Origin of the sequence: Sulfitobacter mediterraneus (assembly GCF_003054325.1) — a bacterium.
Taxonomy (GTDB): Bacteria; Pseudomonadota; Alphaproteobacteria; order Rhodobacterales; family Rhodobacteraceae; genus Sulfitobacter; species Sulfitobacter mediterraneus.
Window position 1 is genome coordinate 364,083 of sequence record NZ_QBKU01000004.1, and the last position, 13,565, is coordinate 377,647.

The following is a 13,565-nucleotide window of genomic DNA, read 5'->3' on the forward strand; positions in this document are numbered from 1 at the left end:
CAGCGGGCCGGCGGGTGCAGATGCTGCGGCGATAGCACCATCAGGCAGACGAGGCGCAGACCCATGACATTCATCCTCGGATCAGGAAGTCCGCGCCGCAAGGAATTGCTGGCGCAAATCGGCGTGGTTGCTGACGATATTCGCGCCCCTGACATTGACGAAACCCCTGCCAAGGGCGAACTGCCACGGCCCTATTGTGCACGCATGGCGCGCCAGAAAGCTGCGGCTGTGCCTGCGGATGCCGATGACATCGTGCTGTGCGCCGATACCACAGTGGCCTTGGGCCGCCGCATCCTTGGAAAACCTGATGATGCGGCAGAGGCAGAGGCGTTTTTGCGCCTGATGTCGGGGCGCCGCCATAAGGTGATCACCGCCGTGGCCGTGAAGCGCGGCGATCAGATCTGGGAACGCGACGTGCAAAGCATCGTCAAGATGAAATCCCTGTCTGACACTGAGATAAAAGCCTACCTTGCCACCGGTGATTGGCAGGGCAAGGCTGGCGGATATGGTATTCAAGGGCCAGCGGGGGCGCTGATCCCGTGGATCAGTGGCTCTTTCACCGCAATCGTGGGCTTGCCTCTGGCTGAAACCGCGAATTTGCTGATTGCCGCCGGTTACCCGCTTTATGGAGGTGCCTCATGAAGGGCCGCAGTATTATTCTTGATCATTTGGGCACGGCTGAAGCCGCTGCATTGATGGTGGACGGCAAGCTGGACGATCTGCTGATCGACAATGATGCGCCGCGCCCCGGCACGATCTATCGTGCCATTGCTGATCGGCCCGTCAAAGGGCAGGGGGGGATGTTTCTGAAAACCCCTGACGGTTCAGCATTCCTGCGCCAGATCAAAGGGCTGTCCCCCGGCCAGCCAATTATGGTGCAGGTGACGGGATATTCGGAGCCGGGCAAGGCATTGCCGGTAACGGCAAAGATCCTGTTCAAAAGCCGCTATGCGATTGTCACGCCTGACGCGCCGGGTCTGAACATTTCGCGCAGCATCAAGAAAGAGGACGAACGCGACCGCTTGCTTGAGATTGCCCATGAGATTGCCAGTGATGCGCCGCATGGTTTGATCCTCCGGTCCTCTTGCGCGGGGGCGGACAGTGATGAGATTGGCGAAGATATCTCGGCAATGCTGGATCTGGCGGAAAAGGTGCTGGGCGACACGTCAACCGAGATGGAAGTGCTGTCCGAAGGCGACGGACCGCATATTCTGGCATGGCGCGACTGGACCGATCCGGCCGAGGTGGTGACCGACGAAGGCGGGTTTGAAACCCATGGCGTTCTGGACGCGCTGGAGAATGCACGCGGGGCAACCGTTGGCCTTGGCGGCGGTGCAGCGATGTATGTAGAGCCGACCCGCGCCTTGGTCGCGGTTGATGTGAACACCGGCAATGATGCCTCCCTTGCCGCCGGGGTTAAGGCGAACATGGCTTGCGCACGTCTGCTGCCGCGCGCGCTGCGGGTGCGGGGATTGGGCGGTCAAATCACGCTGGATCTTGCCCCCATGCCCAAGAAGGACCGCCGCACCTTCGAAAGCGCCCTGCGCGCCGCATTTCGCGCCGATACGGTCGAGACGACCTTGGTGGGCTGGACACCGCTTGGCCACTATGAACTGCAACGCAAACGCGCCCGTGCGCCGTTGAACGAGGCCTCGTCGTGAGCTGCCCGATATGCGCTGAAGACAGCACTGAAAAGTACCGCCCGTTCTGTTCAAGGCGCTGCGCGGACGTGGATTTATCCAAATGGATGAACGGCAATTACGCCATCCCCTCACGTGACCCCGAGGACATCGAAGCCGCCGCAGATGCCGCCGAAGCCGCTCAGATCGCAGCACAAAAGCCGCAATAAAGCGGAATGGGCGATGGCGTGAAAAAACTTCGCAAAAGAGGCTGGACACCCCCGCCGCAACGCCCTAGAACCCGCTCACCCGACCAGTGATTGGTCTCCCGTGCCCGGGTAGCTCAGGGGTAGAGCAGTGGATTGAAAATCCTCGTGTCGGTGGTTCGATTCCGCCCCCGGGCACCACTTTTGCAGTATCGATTGCAGTCTTCGAGGCTAGGCTTGACATCGCTGACTTTTCCTAGTCCAAAACAATCCCATCGCAGAGCAGACTTGGTTGTACATATCGCTGGTCTGGCCTTGATATTGATTGCCGGTAGTTTACTTGTTTTGAATTCGGTTGGCCGGGTTGAACCTAAGCTGTCTGTAGCCGTGTTTGTCTACCTTCTGTGTGCTTTGGCGTCTAACCTGGCATCGTTTCTGTACCACTTTTCCCCTTGGCACGATCGGCGCAAGCTGTTGCGGCGGATCGATCATGCGGCCATTTACCCAAGCATTACAGGTACTTTTACACCCTTCTTCATTCAGGCAAACACCGCTTGGACGATGACGCTCCTCTTGGTCTGCTGGAGCTTAACGGTTGTTGCGATCTGGAAGAAGGTCACCGATGCAAACGTCAAATCACGGTGGTCGACAGCATCTTATCTCGGTTTGGGCGCCATTGGTCTCAGCGCGTTGCCAGATCTGACCAATGTGCCTGCCGAAACTCTTTATTGCGTTCTTGCTGGAGCACTTTGCTATGTTGTTGGTACTGGGTTTTACGCTCGAAAAGCCCTGCCGTTCCGGTATGCGATTTGGCACGCTTGGGTCAATCTTGGCGGAATATTGATGTTTGTAGGGATTTGGTTGGCACTGCTTGGATAATGACAGATGCTTGATGCAAACAAGTGCGTATTTCGGCCCAAACCGGTCACTCAACTATAGATCAGAATGCTGCAGTCGCAGCCCGCTTTCCGGACATTCACCACGAGCCTGAAGTGGCAGTGGCACCTTAGTTCAGTCGTTCTGATACCTGTGCCGCGTTGCTCCATTGCCGGGGCGACTGGCCGTACATCCGCTTAAACTCGCGGCTGAATTGAGAGGAGCTTTGATAGCCTACATCCCATGCCGCCTCCGACACGGGCTTTCCTTCGGCGATCTTCATTGCGGCGTGGTTCAGCCGCATGGATTTCACGAACTGTATCGGGGACATTGTCGTGGCTTCTTTAAACCGCCGATGAAAGACAGCGCGGCTCATGCCGACGTGCTCGGCCATATTGTCGATAGTGACCTGCTCGTTCAGGTGGGTCGAGACGTAATCGATGGTGCGCGCGATTTCGTTGCCGACGCCAAAAGCCCGTCTTGCGGCGACCCCGGCCTCGCCCATGAGCACCGCGTAACATAACTCTCGTAGTCGCCCCTGTCCAAGTACTTCCTGATCAACCGGATTGTCGAGCAGTTCGAGAAGCCGCAGCAGTGCCTGCGTGAAACCACCATCCCAAGACGCCAATGCCAAAGCCGATGGCGCGCCGTCCCGCAATTGTTTGTTGCCACCGGCGGCGGTCTCGATCTCCATGGTGAGCTCCCGCATCATTCGTGGCTCCAGCGCAATCACGACGCCAAGCAGAGGATCGTCATTTGAAGCCAAAGGCGTGCCCGCCTCCACCGGTAAAGTCATGGGGCACAGCAGGTATTTGTCGCTGCCATAGACGTGGTGCTCACCGTCCAGAACAGCTTCCTTGGTGCCACTGAGAATGGCCACCACCGTGGGCTCGTAGACAGCAGGCACGCAGGGCATGGCCTCGGTCACCCGGAAAAGCTGGACGCCTTTCAACGCGGTATCGACGAGGCCCGTCTCTGGCAGACGGCGCTCGATAAGGTTTTTTATTTGGTCTTTGCTCATGCAACCTAGCTGGCAGAGGGCTTTCCTCTTTGCAATGGGGTTGAGACGATTGGGCAAGTAATCGAGAGGATATCGCCTGTTTCTGCACCCTGCCGGGTTCTATCTGTGCTTTCAGACAATGAAATCGCAAACGGCCAGCCTGCGCTGGTAGGAGACAGAACATGGCAGATACGACATTCGGACCCAAAGGCTGGACACCCGAGCGCCTCGGGGATCAGTCAGGCAAGACCTACATCATCACCGGCGCCAACGCTGGCGCAGGTTTTCAAGCCACGCGCATTCTTCTGAAAAAGAACGCCAAGGTGGTGATGCTCAACCGCTCAGCCGAGAAATCCGAGGCGGCCATCGCAGATCTGAAACAGGAATTCGGCGCGAAAGCTGACGTGAGCTTCATCCGCATGGACCTGTCCGTCCTGGACAGCGTGCGCGAGGCCGCAGAAGAGGTTCTGAAAACGGTGCCTCAGGTCGACGCGCTGATCAATAACGCGGCCATCGCGCAGGTGCCGACGCGCAAGCTGACCGTCGACGGTTTCGAAAGCCAGCTTGGCACCAACCACTACGGGCATTTTCTGCTCAATGGTCTGCTTTTTGACCGCATCGCTGAAAGCAAAGGCCGGATCGTGGTTGTGGCCAGCCTCGGCTACAACATGGGTCTCAAGACCATCAAGTTCGACGACATGAACTGGGACGAAGGCTACGGCGCAAACACCGCCTATTCGCAGAGCAAGCTGGCGCAAATGATGTTTGCTTACGAGCTGCAGGACCGGCTGGCCGCTGCAGGGCGCAGAGAAGTCCAGGTCTTCGTCTGTCATCCAGGCTCGTCAGCCACATCGCTGATCACCACCAGCGGAAGCCGGAAAATGCGTTTCATCTGGTGGCTAATGACCAAGACGCCGATGGTCCAGACTGCGGAACAAGGCTCATACCCTGAGGTTATTTGCGCGACCGAAGAGTCCCTGACCGAGCAACGCGCCCTCTACGGTCCAACGGGCCGGATGGAAGCGGTTGGCCCGGTCGGCAAGGGCACACTGAACGCTCACGCCCATGACAAGGCTGTCATGACACGTCTTTGGGACGAGTCCGAAAAAGCCGTCGGGTTCGAGTGGAAACTCTGACCCCAGTGCCGCCGCCACCGGCAAGCAGCTTTAGACCGGTTCAGCGCAAAGGGCGCGGCAACGTAACTGCAACGCAAAGTAGGGTCGCTATTGAAAGCGGCCCATTGTCGACTTTGAGCACCCAGTTCGGATGCTGCGGTCGTAGTTCACAATGGAGACATTCGCTGCGGGAGCGCAATACACCAGCACCGGGAGATCAGGAAATCGGGCCTTTGCCGCTGGGGTACCCAGAGCTGCTCTTAGACAGGGAAGCAAGAACGGTCGTTTTTTTCTAACTGGAAACCTTAGGCGAGCATTGACAACGAAATATCAAAGCCAGAAAGATCTGGTCGATTTTTCCGTCAACAAAAAATGCATCCCCTGATCGGAATATGAAATAAATCGCTATGTGCCGAAACGTCTTCGGCGTTAAGTTCTCTAAACACCAAAGCTGACCGAAGCCTTTGTTATTGTCATAGGTTTCGGCCAGCCATTGCGACACCTTTCGTTCAATCGGCAACTTCGCCGATGAGCATCTTGGGATCTCCGCTGAAGAAGTTTGGAATGTCCTGCAACGCCGGTCCCGCAGCGGCCATTGCTGCATCCAACGCCGCCTGATCCCCAAAGGTCATGGTCGCAATGGCATGATATCCTGCGGGTGTTTCTGGGCCACCTGCCAAACCTCTGGTGATCAGCGTTTGTTGAATATGAGGGCCCATATGTTCGGTAACGATGGGCATATGTGTTGACGCGTAATAGGCATGATCGAACGTCGTGCCATTTTCTGTTGTGTATAAAACCTGCAGTGAAAGCGTCATTGTTTTCTCCCGTCTGCCAGCGCCAGTGATTGGGCCAGTCATGAGACGCTACCCCTCAATGCAGGCACTTCCAAGCGTGATCACAGTACCTATGGTGGATGCAGGTGCCATTAACGGGCCAAACCTCGGGCGGGACGACAGGTAAAGAAAGACCTGTTACATCGACTGATGTGCCCCTATCATCTGCTTACGAGCCATTGGCCGCCTGGCGTTCCGGTCGAACATTCTGTCTGAACCCAGAGCGGAGACTTGCGATATGTCGAACGAGATATCACGAAAGAGGGCAGATTTGCCGTCCTTGCTTTTCGGAGATGGCACACCGCACAAAGCGGCCGTAACGGCTCTTATCGTTGGCACCCTGCTGACGGCCATCAATCATGGAGATGTCCTCCTGGCTGGGCGCTTCCCACCGTTGCTCAAAGTGCTACTGACATATTGTGTCCCCTATTGCGTCACGACCTGGGGCGCTGTGACGGGTAAAATTGCGCAAACAGAGCGGCAGTACAGAGAACAAGACAACACTGCCCAACTTAACGGGCACACGTCATGAATGCTGAGCAGTTTTTCAATCAGAAAACTATTCTGGGCCTTAGTTTCTTCAACTTCGAGAATGCCATCACAGCCGCGTATTTTGCCACTAAAGACCTCGAAATTCGACGCGTGAACGAGAATTTCCGCGTCTTTTTTCCTGAATTGGGCGACGCCACAGATACATCCATGCTGGATGTGCTGGAGCGTCTGGGCCTGCCGGGCAAGCAGATTGATCTATACAGAACGGGCCTGGAGAAAGATGGGTCCGTGCTCTTGCCGCATGTTCAGGTCTCGGTCGAAGGCGAGGATCGCGTGTTCTCCTTGCTGTCCACATACACACAGAATAACGATTTTTCCTACCTCAATGGTGTTCAAGGCCAGTTTGTCGACCGGACCGCTGAATGGTCGCTGCGGCGCGAACGCGAGGACTTGCTTGAGCAGAAAATTCGCGACCGAGAGATTATAGAAAAAAAGAGCCAGCAGCTTGAGACATTGGCAAATCGGCTCGCCAAGTACCTGTCTCCGCAGATCTATAACAGTATTTTCTCCGAGACAGAGGATGCGGCCAAAACGCATGCGCGCAAAAACCTGACAATCTTCTTTTCCGATATCGTGCAGTTCACCGATCTGAGCGACACAATGGAGCCCGAACGTCTGGCAACCGTGATCAATTCATATCTGTCGGAAATGACAAACATCGCCATCGAGTGCGGTGGCACTATCGACAAGTTCATCGGCGACGCGATCTTGGTCTTCTTTGGAGACCCGGAAACCCAAGGGGATGCAGAGGATGCCCTGCAGTGTGTCGAAATGGCGGTAAGGATGCAAGAACGGGTCGAACAGTTGCAAAGTTTCTGGAAGAAAAATGGTGTTGCCAACGGACTGCGCGTCAGGATGGGCATTGCCACGGGGTATTGTACCGTCGGAAATTTTGGCTCGGATCAGCGGCTTGACTACACCGTTTTGGGTAGCCCAGTAAACTTGGCTGCACGACTTCAGGGATTGGCCAATCCAAAGAGAATAGTCATGGACCAGAACACGGTTTCACTGGTCGAAGCACATGTGAAAGTCGAAGACAAAGGTGAGTTTATTCCACGCGGCTTCAAACGACCTGTTCAATACTTCGAGCTTTCGGAATATGTGGCATCCAAAGACCGGACCTCAGGCAGGCAGTTGTCTCACACCGGTCAACGTGTCGAGGTCAATATCATCGATAGCTCAGATATTCGCAGCGCTATTGAAGAATTGCGTGAAATCCAGGCTCGCTTTCAAACCCAATTAGACGATTCTAGCGATCGCTAAGGGTCAGGACACCCCAAGTCGCGATAACTTTGCCAAAAGTGCACAGCCTTGGGACGTTATGGATCCGACCCTGCCAAAATCCGATGCGATGCCCGGATAGAAAGCCTGTGCCGCGAAGGTTGCGCCGCCTTCAAGGGCGGCCCCTTGCAGACCTCCAACAATGGTCGTCAATGCTGCGGTGAGGCCCGTCATTCCGAACTTTCTCTGCAGGTGCAAAATCGGGCCAACAGTGAACTGGTAGTCTGCGGACAAAGCGACCTTTCCACATTAGTTTCTGGAGGTCTGCTTTGGACTTTTGTTCAGTGAGGTGATCGCCCTGTTGCGATCATAAGGTGATGCTGTTGATGATGCGCACCGATTGTCATCAATCCAAAGAAACCTAATCCCAGAACTTGGTTTAACTCTTCGTCTGACCCGACCTGAACCAGCATTGATGCACCGCCTTCTATTTCTCCAGCGGTGACGGTCCAATCCGATGATCCCTGCAACATCGGACTGTGTGCCAGCACCATGCGCCTGATCGATGCTGTGACCACCTGATCGCCAATGACTATGAACTTCACACTCATTCCATCGACCGTTCGCTCAACCGACGCCCTCGTCGTCACGTTATCCATATCCACGAGGTGATCACGCAGTGCTTTGATATCTACCTGCGCCCAGTCCGTGTTTTGATCATCACGCAGCAGAGTGACGATCTCGGCAATCGCTGCGAACTGTGACTGACCCGTTTCGCTTGGCGACCCCGACGTATGAGCATGTTGGGCCATGGCATTGGATGCAACGAACATCATCGTTGCGGATAAAAGACCTAGTTTCATTGAACACTCCTATTTCTTGATCACCCTATCCAAATTCACTCTGATCACTTATGACTTGGATCATATGCTTCCTGATCCGTTTTCTCATCTATCCGCTACTGCGTGTCGCACAATTGACATGCAGAAGGGGGACGTGCTGTTTCGCCAGAGCCAGATAACATCGGGGCTTTACCGTGTTGTATCTGGATGCGTGACGCTGCAACGAACTGGGTTGGGTGGCGATACCTTGACCCTACACAGGGCAGTGTCGGGCGGGCTGTTTGCCGAGGCATCAGTCTTCTCAGCGACGTACCACTGCGATGCGATATGCAGCAAAGCTGGAAGCGTCACCAAGATCGCAAAGGCAGATGTCGTTGCAACGATGCAATCTAATCCTGCTTTCTCTGAATGCTTCACAAGGTTGCTTGCTGTTCAGCTCCAAAAGTACCGCGCACATATCGAGTTGCTGGCAATCCCGTCAGCCAAAGAACGCATACTGGCGGCTGTCAAAGCAAGCTACCTTGATGCAACGGTGACCGAGTTGGCGTCCCGCATTAATCTTAGCCATGAAGCCTGTTATCGCGCGCTGCGGGGGCTGTGTGACGACGGTCGCATGGTCCGCGTTGGTCGTGGGAAATATACGCTGCCATAGTGAGGACATGTTCATCATGTGGACATGCCATCAGTGCTGTGGGTTCCTACTCGCTTGGGCCTCACGTTCCCGCTCAGGCCAAGTTGACCTGATGTAGGCGAGGATATCCCATACATCATCATCTGTAAGTGTCTCGTTGAAGGCAGGCATCCCGCTGTTGAACCCAGTGCCACCTCTGACTTCTAATGCAGCAGCGCCACCCAACTTGGTATATTCGAACAGCAGCTCATCATCGTGATGCCATGTGTGACCCGTCCGATCATGCGGCGGGGCTGGTAGCACACCATCGGCGTTCGGGGATTGCCAGTTCGGCTGTCCCTCAAGGTTTGCACCGTGGCAAGATGCACAGTTGTCTGCGTACAAGCTTTGACCTGCAACGATATCGCGTTGTTCCCAATTGTGATCAGCAGCGACTGTGGAAGCCAGCAACAGCAAGACGGGTAAGAGCCACTTCATGCTACGTTCACCCATGTGCGCATCCCGCCAACAGCGTGGCTGAGCATGTGACAGTGCAATAACCATCGGCCAGAGTTGTCGAACACGCAGATGATGTCACGGCTATCGCCTGCATTCACCAGAGTTGTGTCCCGTAAGTCGCCCAAGGCCCCGCTCTGATCAACTTCATAAAAGTGGTGACCGTGCAGGTGGATGCCATGCGGGAAAGATGTGTCGTTTGCGAATGTGATCCGCACCGTTTCGCCACTTTGGAATGAGCCGAATGGGTCGCCTTGTAGGTCCGAGACATTGTTGAAGGCCCAGATATTGTCACCATCATGGCGACCACCCATTGCACCACCCATCATCGTCAGCGTCAGATGCTGGCTAGGTTCAGCAGGTGTTGGCAGGTTTGGCGGTGACAGAGCCATGATCGGTCCAGCCAGCCTATCCGTATTTGTGCCATTCACAGTCAGATCAGCCAATCTATATGGTCCTTGACGGGTCATCATATCGATCCCCACGGGGCCAGTGATATCAACGATCAAGTCTGCCCGTTGTGCAGGTGCAAGAGTAAGTTCTTCTATAGGACGTGGCTCGGATAGGGCCATGCCATCCAAGGCCACGACCGCCCCGACGACGCCACTCACCGCGACGGGAAAGATACGGTTTGTGGCCGCGTTGATCAGCCGAAACCGAACACGATCCCCCGTCTTCACCAGATCTTGGGATAGGAATGCACGGGCGAAGTTTCCCATGTAACCGCCGTGAGCGACACTGTGCATGTCGGCGAACTCGTCCGACAGACTACCATCTTCTTGCATCTGCCAATCTGCCATCAACACGGTTATGTCGTGATCAACATCTGGGGGCGTTTCATCCTCAACAATCAACGGACCCATCATGCCACGAGCGACCTGTTCATGAGAAATGTAATGCGAATGATACCAATAGGTGCCTTCGTCCGGCGGGATGAAACTGTAGGTTTTGGTGGCAGAAGGTTCGATCAATTCTTGCGTCAACATCGGCACCCCGTCCATCCGGTTTTCCAACCTGATGCCGTGCCAATGCACCGCTGTGCCTTCCTCAAGACCGTTCTCGACCTCGATGTTCACACGTTCGCCACGTCGCACCCGCAGTTCGGGACCGGGCATCGATCCGTTGAAACCCAACATAGACGTTACACCGTCTCCCAAGGGTAAGATTTGCTGCGTCACCGCTTCCGCCTTCAGCCGCAACGTATCTTGGGCTGCGAATGTGGGCATCGGTAATATCGCTGTGGCTGAGACGGTAGCCAAGAAGTGTCGTCTGTTCATGCGGAGCCTCATGTTGGCAAAGTCAGATTTGTTGTCAAAACAGCGGTCGTTCCCAGCACTGCCAGGATGACCAGCCATTCGACCGATATGGATTTGGAAAGATGGCCTGCGGCGGCTGGATCGCCCGCACGAAGCGCAGGTATGAACCGAAGCTTGTTGGCAGCGGCCAGCCCAAGAAGCAAGCCGACTAGCAACATCTTGATGATCAATGCCTGCCCGTAGCCAGTTCCTACAAGCGCTTCGAGTGACCCGGCCAGTTCATAGCCCATGTAGCCACCCGCGATAATCAACGCAGGAACGGTAACCATGGCGACAACGCCAAACCGATGCCCGACATCCGCAGCCGACGTATATGTGGCTGGCGATGATGCCAGTCGTTTCAACGGCGTGAGAACCCCGATCCAGAGGGCAACAGCCAGCAAATGCAACGTCAATGCGATTTCGAGCAGTGTGGTGTCACGGCTAGAAACGTGTCCAATGTGATCAAACGACCAGATTGCAATGATACCACCCAGCATAGAAATCCACATCCCAAGGCGGCCCATGAACAGACCAGCGATCAACAGACCAAGGCCCACCAAACGTAACAACAAAGCAGTGCCTACAGGTGTGGTCCAAAGCAGGCCAAGCATCTCAGGATCGGTCATGCCGCTGACATTTCCCGTCAGATTGGCACCCCGCAATGAGAAGGCGAGGATCGTTGCCATCAACCCCACAACGGCGAATGCTGCGGCCAAACCACGAGTGCGATCTAGCCGAAACATGCATGTGGCCATGACCGTGCCAGCCGCAGTCATCAAACCAAGATAGAGCGCAAACTTTGCGATAATGGCGGCCAACCCGAACGCATCAGGCACTGTTATTCGACGTTGAAGCTGAAGGTGCCATTCAGCGCATGACCATCGGAACCAAGGCCGCGCCATTCAACGACGTAGGTCCCTGCACCCATATCGTGCATTGGCAAAGCAAACTCCTGCGTGAATGCTGTTTGATCCCCAAGGTCCATGTCCATACTGTGGGTGTCAGCATGTGTGATCGAAACCCGTGTCAGCCGAATGTCGCCTTTGAAGTCCATCAAGACTTCACTCGGCATCTCTGTGACGGTGGCCTCATTAGCAGGAGTCGTTGCATCAAGGGGGGAGTGTGCCATCGCACCTGTTGCCCAAATTCCGATCATGCCTGCGAGTAGAAAAGTCTTCATTGTTGTTTCCTGTCTTGTTGTTGGAGATCAGTTGATCCCATTGGCACGTTGTAATTCGCGAATGTAAGCGATGATCATCGTAACGTCTGCCCGTGTGACACCTTCTACGGGAGGCATGTCACCAAACGGCCAATGGTGGCCCCGAACGCCCAACTCAGTCGCCCGTTGAAACGCTTCGTCACCGTGGTGGCTGGGTTCATAAATGATGTGGACCAATGGCGGAGCCACGCCATCTTGACCCGCTGCATTCGCACTGTGGCAAGCAGCACACTTGGCCTCATATCCAAGCTGCCCAATCTGGGCGTTCTGTGACAGCGTTTCAGGCACCAGCACATCAGCTAAAGCACCACCCTCAAAATTGGATGCGGGGTCCGATTGTGGTGTTTGCGATGCGTTCGGCCAAAGCGCGTAGCCTACGCCACCTCCAACCAGTAAGGCCGCAACTACGATTATTGATCTCATTGTAGGCTCCGCCCCTTTGCGCTTTTGAGTGTTGCTAAGGCTTCCTGCAGGTGGAGGGTCAAACAATTTATTATCACAGCTTCGAGAGCATCCAGATCGCCATACCGACCATCATCAGGTTCTCCGTCAGTGACACGAATCCTAATGGAACCTTGCTGTCACCACCGACACAGGCAGACTTGAGTTCGCGTTTATCGATGTAGACCGCCTTGAACACACTGATCGCGCCGATGCTGGCGACAAACAACGCTGCTGGTGCGGACAACCACGTGAGAACACCAGCCATCATAAACAGACTAGCACCCGGCTCAACGAACGGATATCTGAATGTCAGCTTCCAACGCTACGGCTCTATAGGAATGCAGCCGCAGAGAATGTCGGCTTTCCACCCTTCGTATCGACGCCGCCCCTGCGACGGCCTGTTTTCGCATTAGCAGCGAGAGGCATTAATGTGCAGAATCCACCACTAGAGCCCAGACCATTCTCTATGCTTCCGCAGAGCCTCTCTACTTGGTGCAAGACGTCGATCGCTTGGCTCCCGCAAGGTCATGCCAGTGAGGCTGGAATATGCCTGAGACAGGGCTAACGGCGGTGCAAGAATAAGCTTCTTGTTTTGGTCGACAGCCATAAGCCCGAGATCAAACAAGGTATGTATATCGGCCCTTAAGAGAAGCCCGTTTTGTGGATGGTTGGACTGTGATCCCCTATATGGCGAGATGTGCGCAGCTTCTAAAGCATCGACTAGATCGCATTCGGTGATGCAACAGCGCCCCTCATATGCGGAAAGTAGGCTTGCCCGAAAACTAGCCTGACCACGCCTTGCGGCGACAGTGGTGATCTGCTTTTGCCTTAGGTCGGCATCGTTTTCCGTATCAAAGTCAGTGTCGGGAGCGGACGCCACACCTTGCGATGCCCTTGCCCTTGGAGCGTCAGGTCTCTCGTGTGTTTCACCTTCGCTGTTAGCGCCCTCAATGGTAAAGTAACCATCTGCCCAACTGGTAACAAAACCAAGCCCGAGAACATCGTATTCAACGCCGGGTTTGGGTGTCCGTCGTCAGGGATTTTGGAACCAAGAGCGGCTTAAACTAAGTGAGAGTTTGGCTCATCTGGTTAGTGTGATTATGCGGCGTGTTTGCCGTGATGCAAGCGTCGCGTTTCGAGCGTCTTGCGTTTGATCCTTTCGCGTTGTTTTAGAATGGCTTTGTCACGCCCGAAGTAGACATCTGCGGGCG

The 13,565-nt window shown here is 55.1% G+C and carries 17 protein-coding genes, 1 tRNA gene and 1 pseudogene; 9 read left to right on the forward strand and 10 right to left on the reverse strand.

Annotated elements, in window-relative coordinates; translation table 11 throughout:
* Positions 1-63: 63 nt before the first annotated feature.
* From C8N31_RS09145 to trhA, 5 genes are all read left to right on the forward strand, one after another.
* A complete protein-coding gene (locus tag C8N31_RS09145; protein ID WP_025049873.1) occupies positions 64-642 on the forward strand; it encodes a Maf family protein in 579 nt (192 codons plus the stop codon).
* Positions 639-1,661: a ribonuclease E/G gene (locus C8N31_RS09150; RefSeq protein WP_025049874.1), complete on the forward strand. Its 1,023-nt coding sequence runs from the start codon at positions 639-641 to the stop codon at positions 1,659-1,661. The genes C8N31_RS09145 and C8N31_RS09150 overlap by 4 nt, the downstream gene beginning before the upstream one ends.
* Positions 1,658-1,849 (forward strand): DNA gyrase inhibitor YacG, encoded by a 192-nt coding sequence (locus C8N31_RS09155; protein ID WP_025049875.1) that lies wholly within the window; start codon positions 1,658-1,660, stop codon positions 1,847-1,849. The genes C8N31_RS09150 and C8N31_RS09155 overlap by 4 nt, the downstream gene beginning before the upstream one ends.
* Positions 1,850-1,951: 102 nt before the next feature.
* Positions 1,952-2,026, forward strand: a tRNA-Phe gene (locus C8N31_RS09160).
* 36 nt (positions 2,027-2,062) lie between these two features.
* Entirely contained in the window at positions 2,063-2,704 is a 642-nt protein-coding gene (gene trhA / locus C8N31_RS09165; RefSeq protein WP_025049876.1) for a PAQR family membrane homeostasis protein TrhA, read from the forward strand.
* 127 nt (positions 2,705-2,831) lie between these two features.
* Here the strand turns inward: trhA and C8N31_RS09170 are convergent, their stop codons facing one another.
* Complete coding sequence (locus C8N31_RS09170) at positions 2,832-3,722, reverse strand: AraC family transcriptional regulator (RefSeq protein ID WP_025049877.1); 891 nt, start codon at positions 3,720-3,722, stop codon at positions 2,832-2,834.
* 161 nt (positions 3,723-3,883) lie between these two features.
* Here C8N31_RS09170 and C8N31_RS09175 point away from each other — a divergent pair, with 161 nt between their 5' ends.
* On the forward strand, positions 3,884-4,837 hold the full coding sequence (locus C8N31_RS09175) for an SDR family oxidoreductase (RefSeq protein ID WP_025049878.1): 954 nt from the start codon (positions 3,884-3,886) through the stop codon (positions 4,835-4,837).
* A gap of 488 nt (positions 4,838-5,325) precedes the next feature.
* On the opposite strand, the gene C8N31_RS09180 is transcribed toward C8N31_RS09175, so the two are convergent.
* Positions 5,326-5,676 carry an EthD family reductase gene (locus C8N31_RS09180; RefSeq protein ID WP_338063676.1) on the reverse strand — a complete coding sequence of 117 codons (351 nt, stop codon included), beginning with the start codon at positions 5,674-5,676 and terminating at the stop codon, positions 5,326-5,328.
* 214 nt (positions 5,677-5,890) lie between these two features.
* On the opposite strand from C8N31_RS09180, the gene nrtS reads away from it, so the two are divergent.
* Both nrtS and C8N31_RS09190 read left to right on the forward strand, forming a co-directional pair.
* Entirely contained in the window at positions 5,891-6,184 is a 294-nt protein-coding gene (nrtS, locus tag C8N31_RS20695) for a nitrate/nitrite transporter NrtS (protein WP_025049880.1), read from the forward strand.
* The gene (locus C8N31_RS09190; protein WP_025049881.1) at positions 6,181-7,467 is read left to right on the forward strand and encodes an adenylate/guanylate cyclase domain-containing protein; all 1,287 of its coding nucleotides are present in this window, start codon (positions 6,181-6,183) and stop codon (positions 7,465-7,467) included. The genes nrtS and C8N31_RS09190 overlap by 4 nt, the downstream gene beginning before the upstream one ends.
* A gap of 299 nt (positions 7,468-7,766) precedes the next feature.
* Here C8N31_RS09190 and C8N31_RS09200 read toward each other — a convergent pair whose 3' ends face one another.
* Entirely contained in the window at positions 7,767-8,237 is a 471-nt protein-coding gene (locus C8N31_RS09200) for a hypothetical protein (protein WP_025049883.1), read from the reverse strand.
* Here C8N31_RS09200 and C8N31_RS09205 point away from each other — a divergent pair.
* Complete coding sequence (locus C8N31_RS09205) at positions 8,236-8,919, forward strand: Crp/Fnr family transcriptional regulator (RefSeq protein WP_025049884.1); 684 nt, start codon at positions 8,236-8,238, stop codon at positions 8,917-8,919. The two genes, C8N31_RS09200 and C8N31_RS09205, sit on opposite strands and share 2 nt — an antisense overlap.
* A gap of 30 nt (positions 8,920-8,949) precedes the next feature.
* Here the strand turns inward: C8N31_RS09205 and C8N31_RS09210 are convergent, their stop codons facing one another.
* The 7 genes and pseudogenes from C8N31_RS09210 to C8N31_RS20700 form a co-directional block, all read right to left on the reverse strand.
* The gene (locus C8N31_RS09210; RefSeq protein ID WP_037918989.1) at positions 8,950-9,390 is read right to left on the reverse strand and encodes a c-type cytochrome; all 441 of its coding nucleotides are present in this window, start codon (positions 9,388-9,390) and stop codon (positions 8,950-8,952) included.
* Complete coding sequence (locus C8N31_RS09215) at positions 9,372-10,619, reverse strand: multicopper oxidase family protein (RefSeq protein WP_231476908.1); 1,248 nt, start codon at positions 10,617-10,619, stop codon at positions 9,372-9,374. The genes C8N31_RS09210 and C8N31_RS09215 overlap by 19 nt, the downstream gene beginning before the upstream one ends.
* A 59-nt stretch (positions 10,620-10,678) precedes the next feature.
* Positions 10,679-11,527, reverse strand: a complete 849-nt coding sequence (locus tag C8N31_RS09220) for a copper resistance D family protein (protein WP_025049887.1) — start codon at positions 11,525-11,527, stop codon at positions 10,679-10,681.
* 2 nt (positions 11,528-11,529) lie between these two features.
* Positions 11,530-11,871, reverse strand: coding sequence for a copper resistance CopC family protein (locus C8N31_RS09225; RefSeq protein ID WP_025049888.1), 342 nt, complete (start codon positions 11,869-11,871; stop codon positions 11,530-11,532).
* A 27-nt stretch (positions 11,872-11,898) separates the two neighbouring features.
* Positions 11,899-12,333, reverse strand: a complete 435-nt coding sequence (locus C8N31_RS09230; protein ID WP_025049889.1) for a c-type cytochrome — start codon at positions 12,331-12,333, stop codon at positions 11,899-11,901.
* Between the two features lie 73 nt (positions 12,334-12,406).
* Positions 12,407-12,655, reverse strand: a pseudogene (locus C8N31_RS09235) (glutaredoxin); the annotation flags it as partial.
* Positions 12,656-12,799: 144 nt separating this feature from the next.
* A complete protein-coding gene (locus C8N31_RS20700; RefSeq protein WP_051544666.1) occupies positions 12,800-13,234 on the reverse strand; it encodes an HNH endonuclease in 435 nt (144 codons plus the stop codon).
* Positions 13,235-13,565 lie beyond the last annotated feature (331 nt).

What these genes read in the sequence shown, in the direction of transcription:
- C8N31_RS09145 (WP_025049873.1), top strand. Translation starts at nt 64, where the DNA reads ATGACATTCATCCTCGGATCAGGAAGTCCGCGCCGCAAGGAATTGCTG.
- C8N31_RS09150 (WP_025049874.1), top strand. Translation starts at nt 639, where the DNA reads ATGAAGGGCCGCAGTATTATTCTTGATCATTTGGGCACGGCTGAAGCC.
- C8N31_RS09170 (WP_025049877.1), bottom strand. Translation starts at nt 3,722, where the DNA reads ATGAGCAAAGACCAAATAAAAAACCTTATCGAGCGCCGTCTGCCAGAG.
- C8N31_RS09175 (WP_025049878.1), top strand. Translation starts at nt 3,884, where the DNA reads ATGGCAGATACGACATTCGGACCCAAAGGCTGGACACCCGAGCGCCTC.
- C8N31_RS09180 (WP_338063676.1), bottom strand. Translation starts at nt 5,676, where the DNA reads ATGACTGGCCCAATCACTGGCGCTGGCAGACGGGAGAAAACAATGACG.
- nrtS (WP_025049880.1), top strand. Translation starts at nt 5,891, where the DNA reads ATGTCGAACGAGATATCACGAAAGAGGGCAGATTTGCCGTCCTTGCTT.
- C8N31_RS09190 (WP_025049881.1), top strand. Translation starts at nt 6,181, where the DNA reads ATGAATGCTGAGCAGTTTTTCAATCAGAAAACTATTCTGGGCCTTAGT.
- C8N31_RS09205 (WP_025049884.1), top strand. Translation starts at nt 8,236, where the DNA reads ATGGCATTGGATGCAACGAACATCATCGTTGCGGATAAAAGACCTAGT.
- C8N31_RS09200 (WP_025049883.1), bottom strand. Translation starts at nt 8,237, where the DNA reads ATGGCCCAACATGCTCATACGTCGGGGTCGCCAAGCGAAACGGGTCAG.
- C8N31_RS09210 (WP_037918989.1), bottom strand. Translation starts at nt 9,390, where the DNA reads ATGGGTGAACGTAGCATGAAGTGGCTCTTACCCGTCTTGCTGTTGCTG.
- C8N31_RS09215 (WP_231476908.1), bottom strand. Translation starts at nt 10,619, where the DNA reads ATGCCCACATTCGCAGCCCAAGATACGTTGCGGCTGAAGGCGGAAGCG.
- C8N31_RS09225 (WP_025049888.1), bottom strand. Translation starts at nt 11,871, where the DNA reads ATGAAGACTTTTCTACTCGCAGGCATGATCGGAATTTGGGCAACAGGT.
- C8N31_RS09230 (WP_025049889.1), bottom strand. Translation starts at nt 12,333, where the DNA reads ATGAGATCAATAATCGTAGTTGCGGCCTTACTGGTTGGAGGTGGCGTA.